14 protein-coding genes are annotated in these 16,872 nt (G+C 53.3%); 4 read left to right on the top strand and 10 right to left on the bottom strand.

The annotated features are described in order from the left end of the window. Positions 1–4 precede the first annotated feature (4 nt). The 5 genes from HMPREF9081_RS01445 to HMPREF9081_RS01460 all read right to left on the bottom strand — a co-directional run bounded on the left by HMPREF9081_RS01445 (position 5) and on the right by HMPREF9081_RS01460 (position 8,681). Positions 5–3,013 (bottom strand): SIR2 family protein, encoded by a 3,009-nt coding sequence (locus tag HMPREF9081_RS01445; protein ID WP_006305109.1) that lies wholly within the window; start codon positions 3,011–3,013, stop codon positions 5–7. Positions 3,014–3,030: 17 nt separating this feature from the next. Then, positions 3,031–6,087, bottom strand: a complete 3,057-nt coding sequence (locus tag HMPREF9081_RS01450; protein ID WP_006305110.1) for a type I restriction endonuclease subunit R — start codon at positions 6,085–6,087, stop codon at positions 3,031–3,033. Positions 6,088–6,279: 192 nt separating this feature from the next. Continuing rightward, on the bottom strand, positions 6,280–7,731 hold the full coding sequence (locus HMPREF9081_RS01455; RefSeq protein WP_040395354.1) for an ATP-binding protein: 1,452 nt from the start codon (positions 7,729–7,731) through the stop codon (positions 6,280–6,282). Positions 7,732–7,941: 210 nt separating this feature from the next. After that, positions 7,942–8,112, bottom strand: a complete 171-nt coding sequence (locus HMPREF9081_RS12920) for a restriction endonuclease subunit S (protein WP_280956280.1) — start codon at positions 8,110–8,112, stop codon at positions 7,942–7,944. 35 nt (positions 8,113–8,147) lie between these two features. After that, complete coding sequence (locus HMPREF9081_RS01460; protein WP_245529831.1) at positions 8,148–8,681, bottom strand: O-acetyl-ADP-ribose deacetylase; 534 nt, start codon at positions 8,679–8,681, stop codon at positions 8,148–8,150. Positions 8,682–8,813: 132 nt separating this feature from the next. Between HMPREF9081_RS01460 and HMPREF9081_RS01465 the strand changes: the two genes are divergently transcribed. Next, positions 8,814–10,157: a hypothetical protein gene (locus tag HMPREF9081_RS01465; RefSeq protein WP_006305133.1), complete on the top strand. Its 1,344-nt coding sequence runs from the start codon at positions 8,814–8,816 to the stop codon at positions 10,155–10,157. A 116-nt stretch (positions 10,158–10,273) separates the two neighbouring features. On the opposite strand, the gene HMPREF9081_RS01470 is transcribed toward HMPREF9081_RS01465, so the two are convergent. Then, the gene (locus tag HMPREF9081_RS01470; RefSeq protein WP_040394212.1) at positions 10,274–11,809 is read right to left on the bottom strand and encodes an ABC transporter substrate-binding protein; all 1,536 of its coding nucleotides are present in this window, start codon (positions 11,807–11,809) and stop codon (positions 10,274–10,276) included. A 40-nt stretch (positions 11,810–11,849) separates the two neighbouring features. Then, entirely contained in the window at positions 11,850–12,602 is a 753-nt protein-coding gene (locus HMPREF9081_RS01475) for a hypothetical protein (RefSeq protein WP_006305135.1), read from the bottom strand. A gap of 451 nt (positions 12,603–13,053) precedes the next feature. Between HMPREF9081_RS01475 and HMPREF9081_RS14275 the strand changes: the two genes are divergently transcribed. Together HMPREF9081_RS14275 and HMPREF9081_RS01480 are read left to right on the top strand one after the other, a co-directional pair. Beyond that, a complete protein-coding gene (locus HMPREF9081_RS14275) occupies positions 13,054–13,167 on the top strand; it encodes a secretion protein HlyD (RefSeq protein ID WP_245529910.1) in 114 nt (37 codons plus the stop codon). 56 nt (positions 13,168–13,223) lie between these two features. Then, positions 13,224–13,769 (top strand): hypothetical protein, encoded by a 546-nt coding sequence (locus tag HMPREF9081_RS01480; RefSeq protein WP_006305136.1) that lies wholly within the window; start codon positions 13,224–13,226, stop codon positions 13,767–13,769. A 107-nt stretch (positions 13,770–13,876) separates the two neighbouring features. On the opposite strand, the gene HMPREF9081_RS01485 is transcribed toward HMPREF9081_RS01480, so the two are convergent. Continuing rightward, the gene (locus HMPREF9081_RS01485; protein WP_006305137.1) at positions 13,877–14,242 is read right to left on the bottom strand and encodes a hypothetical protein; all 366 of its coding nucleotides are present in this window, start codon (positions 14,240–14,242) and stop codon (positions 13,877–13,879) included. A gap of 216 nt (positions 14,243–14,458) precedes the next feature. Between HMPREF9081_RS01485 and HMPREF9081_RS01490 the strand changes: the two genes are divergently transcribed. Then, positions 14,459–15,316: an RsiV family protein gene (locus tag HMPREF9081_RS01490; protein ID WP_006305139.1), complete on the top strand. Its 858-nt coding sequence runs from the start codon at positions 14,459–14,461 to the stop codon at positions 15,314–15,316. Positions 15,317–15,428: 112 nt separating this feature from the next. On the opposite strand, the gene HMPREF9081_RS14005 is transcribed toward HMPREF9081_RS01490, so the two are convergent. Beyond that, complete coding sequence (locus HMPREF9081_RS14005; RefSeq protein WP_006305141.1) at positions 15,429–15,650, bottom strand: hypothetical protein; 222 nt, start codon at positions 15,648–15,650, stop codon at positions 15,429–15,431. A gap of 4 nt (positions 15,651–15,654) precedes the next feature. Further along, positions 15,655–16,608, bottom strand: a complete 954-nt coding sequence (locus tag HMPREF9081_RS01500) for a hypothetical protein (RefSeq protein WP_006305142.1) — start codon at positions 16,606–16,608, stop codon at positions 15,655–15,657. Positions 16,609–16,872 lie beyond the last annotated feature (264 nt).

The following is a 16,872-nucleotide window of genomic DNA, read 5'->3' on the forward strand; positions in this document are numbered from 1 at the left end:
CCTATCAGCCCACGAAGTAATTGAAATATATCTTGAGAATATTTTTCTTTATTTTCCCATTCAGATATTGTTCCTGTACGGCTTTTTGAATCCACCCTCTCACTTTTTCATTCCCTCCCATCGTCTGCAACAGCTTCTCTGAACAATATGCAAGCCATTCACATTGAAAATGGCTATAGTCATAGCGTTCCCAATCAACGACCCAAATAAGTTCAGCAATATTGGTTTTTCTGATACACTCACGTATTCGTTCTTTTTCGATAAAAGCATCCGCGAGATATGCATTCGTAATACAACTAAAAATATAGTCATAAGAACTCGGAGAAGTGTCTTCCCGATCATCCCGCACCTTTGGCAGAACTGCAAGGAGTTGTTCCTCCACCTCTTTGTTTGGCTGCAAGATTTTCGCACTTAACAGCCTGCAAAACAGCCCCAACCGATCCCGCCTGTAAATGTCTGCAAGCCTCTCCGACGCCGTCAGATCACTTAAGTCCAAGTCTCTGGCATTCATTGTCGGTCGATCAGGCAACATCGTGAAATCCCACTCTTCCCGCTGCGCCAAAGCGGAAATACTCGTTTTCGTATCATCATCCACGTACGGATACAGGATGCGCAAGACATCAAGATCCTCCTGTGCCATTAGATCAGATACATATCCGCTCTTGAACGCTCCGACATTATTTAGCTTTTTTTGCAAATACAACGCCCGTTCGAGCAAACACTCTATTTCATCTATAGCGATATTTTTCTCGGCGATGACACACAAAAGTTGTTCTATAAATTCATGAAGCAACTGTTCCGCGTTATTCTCATCGTCCACCAGATCCTCACATTGCAATGCACTTGCGAAGAAATCTGTTATCGCCATCCGCACCTGGCGATGTGCGATATTTCCGACATGATTTACCAGCGCCTGAAGCACTGTCAGTAGCAATGCCGGAAGCCGTGCACTATGACAGGAAAGGCACAGGATTTTTTCAAAGAGTTCATTTCGTTCAACTACATCTATATCAGGTAAGTTCGACAGAATATGACTTAACCTGTTAACGCCATCATCGCTAATGCTGATCTGAACATCCTCCTCGCTCTGCGAGAAAATAAACTTCATATCTTCCAAGGGTAGATATCGCAATATGAAGTAGATATCCATTGCATCCAGCTCCTCTGGCTGGATATTTCCGACGGCATCAACGAAGGACGACTCTTCTCTGCCCACTATTTGCGGGGCTGTCATTGCCGTCAACAGACTGGACACATATTGCCGGATTCCGGAGGAAAATTCTATATACTGATCCAGAAGAATAAAGTTCTGAACCAGATAATTCCAGTTCTCAATAACATATTGACGCAGCTCCGTAATCGCAGGTATTTTTGCAAAGAGGGAATACGATGTTCGTGATTCTTTCAGTGCCTCCTCTGCTTTTTTCTGCACAGGAAGAAGTGATGAGTAAAACACCTGAAATGTATACAGCTCTCGAAGGAATGTATTGTCCTCATTTCCGATATCCGGTAGGGAGTAAAATATTTTATCTAAATCTATCGCATCTGCATCCTGCCAGATCTCATTCTGTTCCTTTTCCGAATACTGTGAAAATGATTTTCGAGCTATTATCCTTGCTAAATATTTTCGATTCAACAGACTAATAAAATACCAGACATACTTCCTCTGTTGATAGAAAATATTCGTGCCCTTCTGTAAATATCGGTACGCTTCCACATATTCTCCCAAATAGTAGGAAAGCCCTGCCTGCTCTACATATAGCACAGGATTTGCGGCTAACATGGAGTCATTTCGTTGTCTCATTTTTTTCAGTTCAAGTATATCATATTCCACGATTGCAGAGAGTATTTTATCCATATTTGTGTTTTTGCCCATACGAGGGGTAACTGTTATAATTTTCCTTTTTTCGTCACGCACATGCCAATAGACACTACTTTTTGCAAGGATTCCGTAGATTTCCCTATAGTATTCTTTGTCCTCATCTGACACATCTTCCTCATAAGGAATTTCAACATTCCCTCCAAAAGCAGAAAGCCAGTTTAATATTCTAAATCCGATATTTTCGATTACAACAAGTCGATTGTTATCCAAACAGATGCCAGTTGCCAAAAATGGTTGTCCTATGTATCTTCCATGAACATAATTCAGATCCTGCAATGGTTTTAAGGTATCATATATTTTCTCTGCCATTGTCTGCTCCTCTTTTTCACGCAGAAATTGGAGCATTTGAACCAACTGCTCTTCATGTTCAGGGGCTTCACACATCATTTTAGCATATAGCACAGTGATTCCAAAGTTCTTAAAGTAATTCGCTTCCGCCTCGGAATACGCTGTCTTCGTCACAATCATATAGGAACGCGGCATATCACGTCCCAGAACATCTTTGACCCACGAAAAGATCTGTTTCAAGTCCGGATCGTTAAAGGAATAGCCAATGAATATCATCGTATTTTCAGCGATAAGAGCCTTGATATATGCCGTCAGCAACCGAAAATTCCGTTCATAGTGTAAGTAATCGTCTTCCTTGAGAACAAAATTATCATGTTCAAAGTCACCATGCATTTTTATAATCTTGTTTTCTGCGAAGCCATAAGCAAGATCAGAATCCTGACCGATCACATCAAACACACGATAGTTTTCTTTTGCAGCCTCTTCCAATAAATGATCGTAATTCGTTGTAACAATCGTTTTTACTTGAAACTTAAAAAGTTCACGATGTATATGATTCGTGGGCAAGGTTTTCTGGTATTTGAAAACAGCCCACATCAAACGGGTATAATCGCGTTTTCCGTGTTGAACATAATAGTATTGCGAAATCTTCAGCGCATCGTCCTGCAGGATTCCCTTCATTCTTTTTTTTATCTGTTTTATCGCCGTTGCCCATGATGGCATACCGGAAGGAATCGATACACCGGCTCCAACAAAAAACACCAGTCGCTTTTCACGTTCCGCCTGCTGGATCAGATGACGTTCTTCCCCGTATAAATTCTCTGTATATCGATTAGTAGACATGCTGTGCCTCCTCTGACCTATTCCCCCACAAGCCCCATAAATTTCTCAAAGAAGTCCTTCAGCTTCTCAATGACGCTGCGCTTCTTCGCGGCACGCCCGCCGCCGAAGCGACGCACGGGCGGGAGGATCGCGTCGATAGCAGTGCCGGTGGTCTTGAGACGGCCGTCGCGGAATGTGCTCGCGACAAATTGCTCTGTCTCGTCGGGTTTCAGATTCTCCTCCGCGACTATGGAGGCAAGTGCCTTTTCCTTCTTCTCCGTGACGTATCTGCGCCAGTCCTCCATCACCCGCGTATCCGTATTGACGGTCGCAATGAATCCGTCGATCAGCTCCTTCTTGCTGCGGAGTTCCGGGCTCGACCCAACGGCACGGTCGATCACGCCGATGATGCTCTTGTCCGCGCCGTTCGCAGCATGATACTTCTCCACGAGCATGAGGATGTAGTCGATGCTCACGTCCACCTGCCGGATGAGTTCCAGCTCGAACACGACATCGTCGTTGATATTCTCCTTCTCCGCATTCCCCTGCCCCGTCAATATATGGTGTATATCGAGGTAGGCACTCTGGTAGTCCTGCAGATCACGGGGCGGCAACAGAGGATCGTCCTCCGCGAAATCGTCAAACGCCGTGAGGATGTTCCGCAGACGCAGGATGCTGCCGAAGATCCGCACAAAGTCCTTCTGCGCCACCTCGCCTAAGACCTGCTCTCCGACCGTGAATTTCGCACGCAGCTCCGCGATCAACTCCGCATAACCCTTGTGATGCTGCCCCTTTTCATCGTCATACCCATCATAGTAGTCGCGGAAGCCGCGCAGGAGCACGACACTCTCGGCATTTTCATCGCCAAAGAGCGAGATCGCATCATCCGTCGCCTTTGCCAGATTGCGGAATGCGACAATGTTGCCAAACGTCTTGACTGAATTCAGAATCCGATTCGTGCGCGAAAATGCCTGAATCAGCCCGTGGTATTTCAGATTCTTGTCCACCCAGAGCGTATTCAGTGTCGTCGCATCAAAGCCCGTGAGGAACATATTCACCACGATAAGGAGATCGATCTCACGCTTCTTCATCCGCTGCGAGAGATCCTTATAGTAGTTCTGGAACGAATCGCCGTCCGTCGAGAAATTCGTGTGAAACTGCGCGTTGTAGTCCGCAATCGCATCATCAAGAAAGTCGCGGCTCGTGCGGTCAAGCCCCGCCGTATCGAAGTCCTCATCGGGCAGCGCATCCTCGGGATCGTCCTCGTTCGCCGCATAGCTGAAGATGGTCGCAATCGTGAGACTCCGCCCCGCCTCTCTCAGCTGACGGCGAAACTCCTCGTAGTACGCCATGCAGACAGGAATCGACGCGACGGCAAACATGGAGTTGAAGCCAAGCACACGCTGCCCCTTGAGCGAGTATGCCTTACTCCGCATCGTCTTCTGGTCGAAATGCGCGAGAATGTATTTCGTCACCGCACGAATGCGCTCGGGTGCGGCGAGTGCCTTTTCCCGATCAATCGCGCGCACCTCTTTATCATCGACATCATCTTTGCTTTTCATCGTATTGATATAGTCAATACGGAACGGGAGCACATTGCCGTCATTGATCGCATTCACAATCGTATAGGTGTGCAGCTTGTCCCCGAACAGCTGCGGCGTTGTCCGTGCAGACGGCTTGCCCGCCCCTGCCGCATTCGGTGCAAAAATCGGTGTCCCCGTGAAGCCGAAGACGTGATACTTCTTGAACGCCTTTGTGATTGCCGTGTGCATCTCACCGAACTGCGAGCGGTGGCACTCATCGAAAATCAACACAACATGCTTGCCATAGATCGGGTGCGTCCTGTTCTGACGGATAAAATTCGACAGCTTCTGTATCGTCGTCACCACAATGCGCGCTCCATCGTCCGCAAGCTGCCGCGCAAGCACCGCCGTCGAAGTGTTCCCGTTCGCCGCCCCCTTCTCGAAGCGGTCATATTCCTTCATCGTCTGGTAGTCGAGATCCTTGCGGTCGACCACGAACAGCACCTTGTCAATCTCCGGCATTGCAGAGGCGAGCTGCGCCGTCTTGAACGAGGTCAGCGTCTTGCCCGAGCCCGTCGTATGCCAGATGTAGCCGCCGCCCTCGATGCGCCCCCACGTCTTGTAATTGGACGAAATCTTGATGCGGCTGAGAATCCGCTCCGTCGCCGCAATCTGATACGGGCGCATGAGCATGAGCACTTCTTCCGTCGTGAAAACGCAGTACCGCGTGAGGAGCGCAAGCAGTGTATGCCGCGCGAGAAACGTCCGCCCAAAGTCCATGAGGTCGGTAATCAGCCGATTGCCCGCATCCGCCCAGTAGGACGTGAACTCAAAACTGTTGCTCGTCTTTTTGCTTGCCTTGCGCCCCGCCGCATCCATCTCGCGAATATGGCTCGCACGCGTCGTATTGGAATAGTACTTCGTATTCGTCCCATTCGAGATCACAAAAATCTGGACGTACTCGTACAGCCCTGCGCCCGCCCAGAAGCTGTCCCGCTGATAGCGGCGAATCTGGTTGAACGCCTGACGGATCTCCACACCGCGCCGCTTCAGCTCCAGATACACGAGCGGCAGCCCGTTCACGAGAATCGTCACGTCATAGCGGTTCGTATGTGCCGCCGCATGCTCCCCCGCGTCCGCACCACCCTCCACCGCATACTGATTGATCACCTGCAGTCGGTTGTTATGGATGTTCTCCTTGTCAATCAGACGTATGTTCTTCGTCGTACCATCATCACGCCGCAGATTCTGGATATAGTCCGTCTGGATGCGACGCGTCTTCGCCGTAATCCCGTCACTCGCGGGTGCGATTGAGGTCTTGAAAAATCGTTCCCACTCCGCATCCGTGAACGCATAGTCGTTCAGTACCGAGAGCTGCGTGCGGAGATTTGCGATCAGCTCCGCCTCATCGTGAATAGGGAGATATGCATAGCCCTCCTCCTCCAGCAGACGGATGAGCGCCCGCTCCAGTGATGCCTCCGACTGGTACGACCCGTACGGTGCACGCTCCTCCCGCACATACTGTGCGAGTACCGTACTCTCCTCCGCCGACGCGATGAGATTATAGTACATGATGCCCCTCGTTTCTTGCTATGTGGTAGATAGGCGAACCTTACAAAACCGCCCGCGAACCTTACAATCACAAAAATCACTGAAAAAACCAGTATTTACAAGCATTGGCAGCTGTTCGATCTGCGTCTAAAACAGCGTTTTTCCATCAAACCTTACAAAATGGACTTTTTACCTCACATTTTTCATTTTACCTTACAAATTACCTTTCGGAAGAATTGCCTCATAGGTACGATTGGGATCATATTTCCCTCCATTTGCTTTCACCAACTCCATATCGATCAGGGTGTTGAGTCTTTTCAGAATCGTACCTGATGAACGTTTCGTATATGCAGAAAGCTCCGAACGCCTTGCGGGGCCATGATTGATAATATAGGTGAGTAATTGCTGTTGTATATGATCCAATCCGTCCCATGCAGGTGCTCCAACATGATCGATGGTGTGCAGCTCCTGCCGCCGTTGCCGCATCAAGATATTATTTGTGAGAACCAGGCGAACATTCTCCTTCGACTCCGTATAGACAGGCTCATCGAGAAAAAAGTCGGCCATCTCTTGATAGATTCGATTGACTCCTTCATTGAGTTCCCTCACCCATCCAAACTCAGTCAACACACGAGAGATACGCGGATTACGGGAGTAGCGTGTCTCCTTGATGTTCTCGATCGTAACAATATTGGGCAATCTGCCGGGACTCTCAATCTCCAATCGATCATCATACATCGTAACCTTAATGAAACTGCCGCTCATTGCATATTCCCGATGTGTAACTGCATTCACAATTCCTTCCAGCCATGCAAATTCGGGGTACTCCGGAACACTTTGAAACTTGCCGCTGGACACATCAAACATCATAAACTCACGAAGCTGGGTTGCAATAAAACTCTTTGTCTCTTCAATAATACGCAGCAAAGGAAGCTCAATGCTTTTATCACGCGTAATGTTGATCTTTGTCCCAACACCTGCATACGTCCCGTCATAGCGCAGAAAACGAACACGACAGTTCGGATAGAACTGTGCAATATTCTTTGCGAAAAGAAGTACCGCCGCATTCGACAAATACTCTTTTTCCTGAGCACGTTTAACAAATCCACGCGCCCGCAGAACCTGCAAAGATGACTGCTCTGCCGCGCCAATGACGGCTTTATACTGATCCAAAAGTCCGGCATCCAAATCCTCAATGCGGGCATCCCAATTCGGCTCATCCTCAAACGAGCGCGTGCTTTTTGCATACTCCAGATTTTTGAGGTCATCACCATGCAGTTCCTTCGTTCGGTCGGCAATCCTGAGCCATACCCGCTCCTGTATATTGCGAACAATCTGCCCTGTACTCTCTTGGATGTGAAGCAGAAGAAGGCGATCTGCTGCTCCATTTACATTCACAACATCGAGAAACTCTTTTTGATAGCGCGGCATAGGACGGCAGAAATCCTTGGGGGCACTGATAAAGTCATTGATTCTATCCTGCCCGACAAAATTGACGCCCTCCAGTGTGCGTGTCGTATTACTGACACCAATCACGATCGTTCCGCCGTCTGCATTTGCAAAGGCAGAAATGAGTGGTGCAAGATCGGATGGCTTAATCTGCGCCGATTTACAATCAAAATATTTATTCTCCTTCTCATGCAGAATATAGTCCAATGTCAGCATCCGATTGATCGCAGAGCTTACAGGCATAACAGACCTCCATTCTGTAATAAAGTGTAACCTTACAAGTTCTTGAATAAGCCTTTCAACGGCTTACCACTCGCAAATATCCAGTAATACCAAGCCTTTGGAGAACAGGTAAAAATATACGGCGCTGTTTTTCTGCATGAACCTTGCAAAACCATCTTTGAACTTCACAAGTTACAAAAGAGGTCATGCCCCCTTCCGTCGAAACGTAAGGAGTTTGTCGCGATAGTATTCATACTGCTTCTTGCGTGCGACGATCTCGGCGGGAAGCCCCTGCGTGAGGTCACTCGTGAGCGCATCGAAACGGTCGAGGATATCAGCAATGCGTTTTTGGGCTTCGATTGTTGGTACTGCAATATGTTCTTGACAATATCATTTCGCCCTGCACATTTTTACCGGAGCGCCCTCTGTAGGTTCTGATAGATCGCATCATCCTGCGCGCTGAAGCTCACGATGGTCACGCGCATGCCCGCATCCGGATGCGCGTCAAACCACTCCCGAATCGTCATGAGGGCGATCTCTGCCGCCGCCTCCTTCGGGTAGCCGTAGACACCGGTCGAGATGGCAGGGAACGCGATGGTATGCAGCCCGCGTGCCCGTGCGAGTTCAAGGGAGCTCCGATAGCAGGAACGCAAGAGCTCCGCATCGGATGCGCTGCCGCTGTAGACGGGTCCGACCGTATGAATCACATAACGCGCGGGCAGACGATATCCCTTCGTGATCTTTGCCGCGCCCGTTGCGCAGCCGCCAAGCGTACGGCACTCCGCGAGGAGCTCCCTGCCCGCCGCCCGATGAATCGCCCCGTCAACGCCACCGCCGCCGAGGAGGCTCCGATTCGCCGCATTTACGATGACATCTACGGCGAGCGTCGTAATATCACCCACAAAATAGACAATCTCATTCTTCGATGCATTTGTCTCCAACATCATCATTCCTCTCAAAATACTCGTATTTTTTCAATATAAAAAGTATAACACAAGGATCTCGCATATTTTTCAAAAATTTTTCTAAAAAGCTGTTATCTATGACAGGTCACAAATAATTCCTTTCATGATAGAATGGAGGAAACACGTCCAGTTCCTATCATCGAAAGGCAGGTGATCCTCATGCCGGAGGAGGTTCGCGCGATCCAGTGCCGCAGCTGCGGCGGAGCGATGTACTCGGATCCGAAGGCGGCGGCATATGTCTGTGCGTTCTGCGGCACGTCGGTTCCGTGGACGAACGAACAGGTCTTTTGGGCGTCGCCGATCACATTCCGTCACAAACCGGTGCAGGTCATAGACGGCGCGATGAAGCTGGGGCACGTCGAGGTGATGACGGGTGTCGACCCGCACAACGAGCGGGTTCTCAGTCAAAAATACCGCCAAAAGAGCGTCGCGGGCAAGCTCGCGCTCTGGGACGATACGACGGTGGAGGCGTTTGCGGGCGTCTGTCAGCTCACGTTCGTCTGTCCCTTCTGCGGCGGAGAGTTCACGGGAGAGTCGACGCAGCATTTCTTCACGTGCGGCTACTGCAACAACACGTTCGAGGACGAGGAGCTCGTCCGTCCCGGCGCGTATCGGCGCGCGTTCATCATGGGCGTCGGCGCGGAGAATGTGCCCGGGAAGGCGATTCCGTTCGCCGTGACGATGACGCAGGCGCAGAACGCCGCGCGGATTCTCTCACAAAAATTCCCGCAGGAGTTCGTGGGACAGGACATCGAGCGGCGCATCCGCACCGAGATGACGGCGGTCTACATCCCGTTCTCGCTCGCCGACCTCAGTGTCAAGATGTCCGTTCACAGCAATCGCGGCGATTTCGAGGCGTACGAGGAGATTGTAAACTGGGCGTGTCCCGACACGACGCTCTATGACATCCACCTGCTCGATCGGCTCGACCCGTGGGATTTCGGCGCGGTGACACCGTTCGATCCCGCCTTCGCCGAGGGGATCTTCCGCGTTGCGGCGGCGGCAAACAACGCCTCACGCGCAGATGTGATCGACAACCTGCTCGCGGAGCGGCTTGTCACCGATCTGAAGGACAGCTTCGCACTGACGAAGGCGGAGATCATGCGCTGGGGACGGGATTTTCGCAAGCACAAGAGCGCGACTTTCCTCCTGCCCGTCTACTATCTGGATCGGCGCGCAGAGGACGGCGAAAAGACACGGCAGGTGCGCATCGCGGTGAATGGACAAACGGGCAAGTCCGCCGCATTCTTCTATCAGTATGACAGGGAGGAGCGCTACGTCGTGCGCGCGCCGTCCCATCCAAGGGCGATGTCGAACGAGCACACGGTGCGCACGCCTCCCGTTGCGGTCAAACGCGTCGGCTCGCCGTTCCTGCACCGTACCATTCCGCTCGATGCGGCGGTGGAAAAGTCATTCGGACAAAGGCTGCGCGGACTGTTCGGATTCGGTTCCTGATACATAAGAAGGGGCGTTGCACGAAGCTAAAAACTTCGTACAACGCCCTTGTCATTATGTCAGAGGTATCGTTACGCCCGCTGTCATCCCGGTGCTCAAACGCGATCGACCAGTCCCTAGTCCACCGTCCACTCGTTGACGTTCCAGAAGATCCCGCTGCCGCGATGTCCGAGCAGCATATCCTCGGTGATGCCGTGAATGCGCGTATTTGTCACATAGATGGAATCAACGTAGCAGAGGAAGGTATACGGCGGATCCTTTGCCAGTTCCTCCTGAAAGAGTCCGTACAGGCGCATGCGCTCGGCGGGATCGCTCGTCTGCCGCGCCGCCGTGAGATAGGCGTCCACGCGCGGGTTCGCATAGTGTCCCTCGTTGACGACCTGCTTCGTTCCGAACACCTTGTATGTGTGTGCATCTGCGTCGAGTGGGCTGCCCCAGCCGATGAGATACGCCATCTGCCCATCCCAGTCCACCTGCGCCGGCTGCTCAACGGTGCAGTGAATGCCGACCGCATTCAGCTGCTCTGCTACTGCCGTCACGATTTCAAACCGTCCGAATCGGTCATTTTGCACGGACAGGACGAATCCGACTTCCTCTCCGCCGCGCTCGTAGTACCCGTGCGCCCCCATCGTGCAGCCCGCTGCCTCAAGCAGCGCCCGTGCCTTCGCCGGGTTGTAGTCATAGTGCTCGATGTTCGGGTTGTTGTAACGATTCCTCTGCAAGGGGCCGTACGCCGGAATTCCCTGTCCGAACAGGACATCGCGGACAATCGCCTCTCGGTCGACGGCACAGGAGATCGCAGGAATGAGGTCACGGTTCCGCTGCCAGTAGGGATGTTTGAAGTTATACAGGATGGCACGGTAGTCCGTCGTCTTCATGTCATAGTAGCGAAAGCCGCTCTTTCCGGCAAAGGCATCGGCATTTTTCGGAGTGAGGCGCGCCATGTCGATCTCCCCGTCCGCGAGTCCTGCCGCCTCGTCGTCGTCATTCGCCGTCACACGAAAGATGACGCGCTCGATCTTTGGCGCACCGCGATAGTAGTGCTCATTCCGCACGAGGACAATTTTCTTGCCCGCCTCCCAACTCTCGATTCGGTACGGTCCCGTCCCGATCGGATGGCGAAAGAATCCCGTTTTCGTGAGATCCTTGCCCGCCAAGAGGTGCGCCGGCAGAATGGGCTGCGTCATATAGTCGAGGAACGCCTCGTTATGCGCGGCAAGACGGATGCGCACGGTTCGCTCATCCACCGCAGTGATCTCGCGCACATCCTCGAAATACGGGCGCTGCAGGGATCTATTTTTCGGATCGAGAATCGCCTCGATGGTGAACTTCACATCGTCCGGACAAAGGGGTTCCCCATCGTGCCACGTCACACCCGCACGGAGATGAAAGGTATAGGTGTGCGTCGCCGCATCATACGCCCACGACTCCGCGAGCGCAGGAACCGTCGCCCCCGTACCGTCGCGACGCATGAGTCCGTCAAAGAGCAGCGGGTCGATCTCTCCATACGCGTCGCGCAGCGGGTTGATCCATTCATAGTCGTGCGAGCCGCAGACCATCTGCGAGCCGGTCACCTCCGCAGTCCGCTTCTCCCCGCAGCCGGAAATGAGCACAAGAAATACAGCCATGATGCACAGCAGTGACTTCTTCATCCACATCATCCTCTGATCGAAATTCTACCGATGATTTTTGTCACGTATCGTAAAGCGTGAGCGTGACAAAGCTGCGGTTTTTGCCAAAATGGAGGGTCTGCCCATGCCCGATGTATGCGGGTGCGACGGAGCGCTCTGTCTGCTCCTGCGGCGTACGCCTCAGACCGTAGGCACGGGCGAATTCCTCAAGGGAACTGTCCATGGTAAGCCCCGAACGGTCAAAATGCAGCGGGCTGCCCGGCAGGAGGGCGATGGTTGTCACCATGCCGGACTGCGCGCAAACCAGAACCTTCTGCGCGGGGTAATAGGAGCCGTAGGAGTAGGTGCGCCCTCCTGCTGTGAGGGGCGCCTCCGTCGTCAGCTTGACCTCCGTGCCAAAACGCTGCGTCACATCGCGCATGCGCATGCCGGGCGCAACGCCGCCGACCGTCTCGTAGTAGGTCGGCGTCCCGCGCAGAAGTCCCTCGCCGCCGTCAACCGTGATGAAATACTGATCGTCCCCAAAGTTCGTCCATCCGATCTGTATGCTGCGCGGTCCCGCCGCCTCCATGATCCGAAAGGCACCGGCACCGCATGCCGCGCTGCCCACGAAGGAACTGGCCTCGATGACAGGACATCCGTTGATCCTGCCGTCCCCAATCGTCACAACCTCCCTGCCGTCCGCGTCATACCACGTCCCCGCGAACCGCTCAAGCTGCGGCACGTCGGACATCCCACCATCCTGTGCCGCCCCTGTGCCCTGCCCCACAAGCAGGATAAGTGCGCATAGGGCAAGCAAAAACAATTGTTTCATCCTACACCTCCTGTTTTTGCAAGATCTTTCGTAGACTAAGGAACCACTGATAAAATGAAGTCCGTCAGATTGGCGTAGATTTTTTCGTCCGATTGAGGAGGCAAACCGGACGCATAGCCAAAGCTATGTGGAGGATTTGCCGACGAAAAGCGGGCAAAAAAGATGCGCTAAGATGATGGTACTGAATTTATCAGTGGTTCCCTTATTTCATCCGTGCTCCCTTTATTATAACCGAAAGGCAGAGGAAAGCATACTGTTATATAGGACAGATCAAACAAAAAGATTTCAATTTTTCCGAAAACCTGTCATTTATGACAGGTCACAAACAATCTTTTTTATGCTAAGATAGAATCAATCGAATTCTCGCATTTTTCCATCTGCACAAAGGAGGATTTCTAAGGAATCGCTGATAAAATGAAGTCCGTCAGATTGGCGCAGATTTTTTCGTCCGATTGAGGCAGCAAACCGGACGCATAGCCAAAGCTATGTGGAGGATTTGCTAACGAAAAGCGGACAAAAAAGATGTGCTAAGATGGCGGTGCTGAATTTATCAGTGCTTCCTTAAATGAAAAAGATGAAGTTCTGTCGTATGGATCTGTAGGAGCGAAAGGAGTGTCTTCCATGAAGATCAAATCATTGCTCTGCGCCGCCATCCTCGCACTCATCCTTCTCCCCGCCGCCCTCTGCGCGGCGGAAATCACGGATGAGGATATGGCGCTCGGCAGCATCCGCATCGGCGATACGCGTGCCGCGGTCGAGGCGCTCTACGGCAAAGGCAATCGCGTCGCGGACGGCGTGGACGTGTGGAACGGCGAGGATGTCGGCATACACGTCATTGACTACGGTGCGTCGCTCAGCGTGACGTACCGCAGCTCGGACATGGGCTGGCACGTCATCAGCGTGCATCTTGGCGTGAACGATGTAAACGAGTACAACGCGGAGCCGTCCGATGAGTCGCGGAGCCTCGAGACGCCGCGCGGCATCCATCTTGACAGCACGCGAGAGGATCTCGAGGCGGCATACGGCTATCTGCCAAAGCCGAAGTGCAGCAACAACGCCCCGCCCGTCTGCGGCTACTTCTACGACGGGGAAACGGCACAGCTCGCGTTCTACATCTGCGCCGAGCACAGCCCCGGCATCCGCTCCATCTGGCTGCACGAGAAGTAATCCACCCAACGGCATAAGAAAACGGCTGCTGTGATGAAGGATTTCCCTTCGCACAGCAGCCATTTTTGTGTGCCTAGCAGGAGTTCATAGCGCTTTCAGTACTCCGCTCACATCTTCTCCCACGCAGTAAAGCGATGGGCACGCGCGCCACCACCGATATCCACACCGCTGTAGTAGTTATCGTAGTACCCATACTCCTCGAGGTAGTCCCGCACGGCGATGTTGCCCGTATAGACATCGTGCCTGCCGCTCGGCAGTGCGCTGCGGAACTCGCTGACCGCCGACGACGGCGAGCTCGGCTCGAACATCTTGATCGTGCTGCCCTCCTTAATGAAGATCGCGAACTTGCCCGACTTCACATGGTTTTGGAAGTCACTCTGACTGATTGTGCCGCTCCACATGGCAAACGTCATGGAGGACATCGCCAGCATCAGTGTGAAAACCAGCGCCATCACCTTTGCTGCCCGTTTCATTGTACATCATCTCCTTTACAGATCGACAACGGGTTGCTTGAAACAAATGAACCTGCGCAGTTCACTTTTCTTATTATAAAACAAAACGATATGAAAGCGTACTGTAGTAAATGACAGGTTTTGCAAAAAAATTTTCAAAAACCTGTCATTTGTGACAGGTCACAAGGAGCTTTTTCTATGCTAAGATAAATGTAATCTGAACGGAGGTAATGTCCTATGAACATCAAATCATTTCTATCCATCCTCCTCCCCGCTCTTCTCCTCTGTGCTCCTCTCTCGGCGGCAGAAGGCATACCGGGGGATCGTGCGGAGCAGTACACACAGCCGCCGCAGTCCCTGGAGGGGGTGCAGGACAGGGAGGCGCGGGACTGGGAGCGCTCCGTGGAGTCCCCCGTCCCGTGGCTCACGGTCATGGATCATATCCTGACGGTCTACGACACGAACGAGGTCAAGGCTTACCATGCCGTCTATCCCGAGCTTCAGCTCGCGAATGACGACACATCGCCGCTGGCAAAGGCATTGAGCGAGTGGTCTGTGGAGCGGAGCATGGACGCATGGCACAGCCCGATCCGCACCTACAGCGAGGAAGCGCGCAGGGACGGGTACGAGCTCCCCTTCTATTACAGCGACATCACACCGATTTCGCGGTGGGGACGGGTCGATGAGCAACTCATCTCGTTCTTTATGGAGGGGTCGTCGTATGCGGGCGGCGCGCATTCCATCCCCCATGTCAATGCGTATACCTTTGATCGGAAAACGGGGCGGCAAATCGCGCTCGATGAGGTCGTCACAAACCGAACGCTCCTGATCGCCGCACTCGAAGCGGCATTCCAGACGCAGTATCCCGCGGCAGTGGAGCGGGATTTCCCGCACGGTGTCATGGAGGTGCTTCTCATGCAGCATCCGGCAGAGAAGGGGCTTTCGTCGTTCTGCTGGTACATGGCAGCGGACGGGAGTCTCGTGATCTACTACCCGGACTCCGTGCTCGCCTCCTACGCAGCGGGTGCATTCACCCTCACGATTGCGCGGCAGGATGCACCGCGCCTCTTTACGGCGGCGTATCCGATGGAGTAAATCAAAAAACAGCAAAACAGGTCTGCGAAGCAAATATTGCTTTACAGACCTGTTCTTTATGTTCACGCGATGAAAGGTGTCATCCATCGCTCAAAGCGCCCCCACCGTCACGCTAACGCGTGCCACCTCCCCCGCCTTGGCAGGGGAGGCTTGGGATACGGGATATCTCAGCTTCCCGCATTGCCGCAAAAACTTCCTCCGCCGGACGGACTCTGCCCGCCGCAAGATCTTCCAGCCCTTTTTCCAGTTCGCGTTCGAGTTCTGCCTCACTGAGATCGGCATGATGCAGCGGACGTGTCGCCTCTATATCAATTTTCCAGTACAGCGTAAACAATTTTTCAAAAGTACGCCGTCAAACTCATCCCGAGTACCTTCTGCCGTGCGCCGTCATACGTGCGCCCCATAAAGAGCGGCGCGCCGGAGCGGGCGGGGCGCAGGTCGTATCCCTCGACGGCGAGCACGAGTCCGCGTGTAAGCACGATGTCGGCACGCGCGCCCCAGCCGCGAAAGCCCGCACGTCCGAAGAAATGCGGATCGCCGTCCATCGTGTGATGGAGGTAGGTCGCACGCGGCTGATGATAGTACGCGATCCACGCGCCGTAGTCGCCCGCTCGCTCCACATCGGGCGAGGGGCGCAGGCGCAGCGTCGCCACACATCCGCGCCCCACGTCCGCATAGCGGTCGAGATCGGTGTGTGCACGACCGTGCAGATATTCGAGTTCGAGGCTGCGGTGACGATCAAAGCGATAGCCCGCAAAGAGTTCGAGAACGCGCTGACGGTCGATGCCGTTATGTAGGGCGAGCGGATTTCTCCGCGGCTCCGCCATCGTGACGGCAGGCGCTTCCGTCATGAGGTCGTAGTAGAACGCGCCGCCCATCCACTTCGTCCAGTTCCGCTCATAGCCGAGGATGACGCCGCGCCGCCGCTTGCTGCCCGTCGGTCCGACGGTGCGCCCGTAGAAGATCGAGGTCATGCCGACACTCTTGTCACCGTGACGCCAGCGCACGCCCTCGACGCGCTTGTCAAAGACATTGCCCTCGATCGGCGTAAAGATGAATCTGCCCGCGCGAATGCGCACCCCATGTGCGTTCTCGTGCTCAACGTAGAGGCGCGAGAGGTAGAGGTGATGGTCATTCCGATGTGCGCCCGCGATCGTGTCCTTGTCATAGCGCATATCCTCGAGCATGCCGCTGACGCTCCACCCTTCCCCGAGATGAATGGTCGGAGCAATGCGGAAGCGGCGCGTGGAGAGGTACACATCCTGCTTCTTCCCCACGGACGGCAGTTCCATACGCGCCTTGCCGTAGAGCCAGCGGTAGTCGCCCCAGAATTCGATGCGCGGCGTCTTTGCGGCAGCGGCAGGAGCAGATGCGGCTGCGTCCGCCGTCTATCCCTGCACGGCAAGCTTTTCCTCGCCGGCAGGAGCCGTCTCTGCCGCAGCACAGGAAAGTGGTGCACAGAGCAGCATAATGGGTACGAGTCGATCGATTCGTCGCACAAAAATCCTCCCATCCGATCCACATCTTCACAGATCATTCACACATGAATCAAACTG

The organism is Centipeda periodontii DSM 2778, from assembly GCF_000213975.1.
In the GTDB taxonomy this organism is placed as follows: Bacteria; Bacillota; Negativicutes; order Selenomonadales; family Selenomonadaceae; genus Centipeda; species Centipeda periodontii.

What these genes read in the sequence shown, in the direction of transcription:
- HMPREF9081_RS01445 (WP_006305109.1), bottom strand. Translation starts at nt 3,013, where the DNA reads ATGTCTACTAATCGATATACAGAGAATTTATACGGGGAAGAACGTCAT.
- HMPREF9081_RS01450 (WP_006305110.1), bottom strand. Translation starts at nt 6,087, where the DNA reads ATGTACTATAATCTCATCGCGTCGGCGGAGGAGAGTACGGTACTCGCA.
- HMPREF9081_RS01455 (WP_040395354.1), bottom strand. Translation starts at nt 7,731, where the DNA reads ATGCTGACATTGGACTATATTCTGCATGAGAAGGAGAATAAATATTTT.
- HMPREF9081_RS01460 (WP_245529831.1), bottom strand. Translation starts at nt 8,681, where the DNA reads ATGTTGGAGACAAATGCATCGAAGAATGAGATTGTCTATTTTGTGGGT.
- HMPREF9081_RS01465 (WP_006305133.1), top strand. Translation starts at nt 8,814, where the DNA reads ATGGAGGAAACACGTCCAGTTCCTATCATCGAAAGGCAGGTGATCCTC.
- HMPREF9081_RS01470 (WP_040394212.1), bottom strand. Translation starts at nt 11,809, where the DNA reads ATGAAGAAGTCACTGCTGTGCATCATGGCTGTATTTCTTGTGCTCATT.
- HMPREF9081_RS01475 (WP_006305135.1), bottom strand. Translation starts at nt 12,602, where the DNA reads ATGAAACAATTGTTTTTGCTTGCCCTATGCGCACTTATCCTGCTTGTG.
- HMPREF9081_RS01480 (WP_006305136.1), top strand. Translation starts at nt 13,224, where the DNA reads ATGAAGATCAAATCATTGCTCTGCGCCGCCATCCTCGCACTCATCCTT.
- HMPREF9081_RS01485 (WP_006305137.1), bottom strand. Translation starts at nt 14,242, where the DNA reads ATGAAACGGGCAGCAAAGGTGATGGCGCTGGTTTTCACACTGATGCTG.
- HMPREF9081_RS01490 (WP_006305139.1), top strand. Translation starts at nt 14,459, where the DNA reads ATGAACATCAAATCATTTCTATCCATCCTCCTCCCCGCTCTTCTCCTC.
- HMPREF9081_RS01500 (WP_006305142.1), bottom strand. Translation starts at nt 16,608, where the DNA reads ATGGAACTGCCGTCCGTGGGGAAGAAGCAGGATGTGTACCTCTCCACG.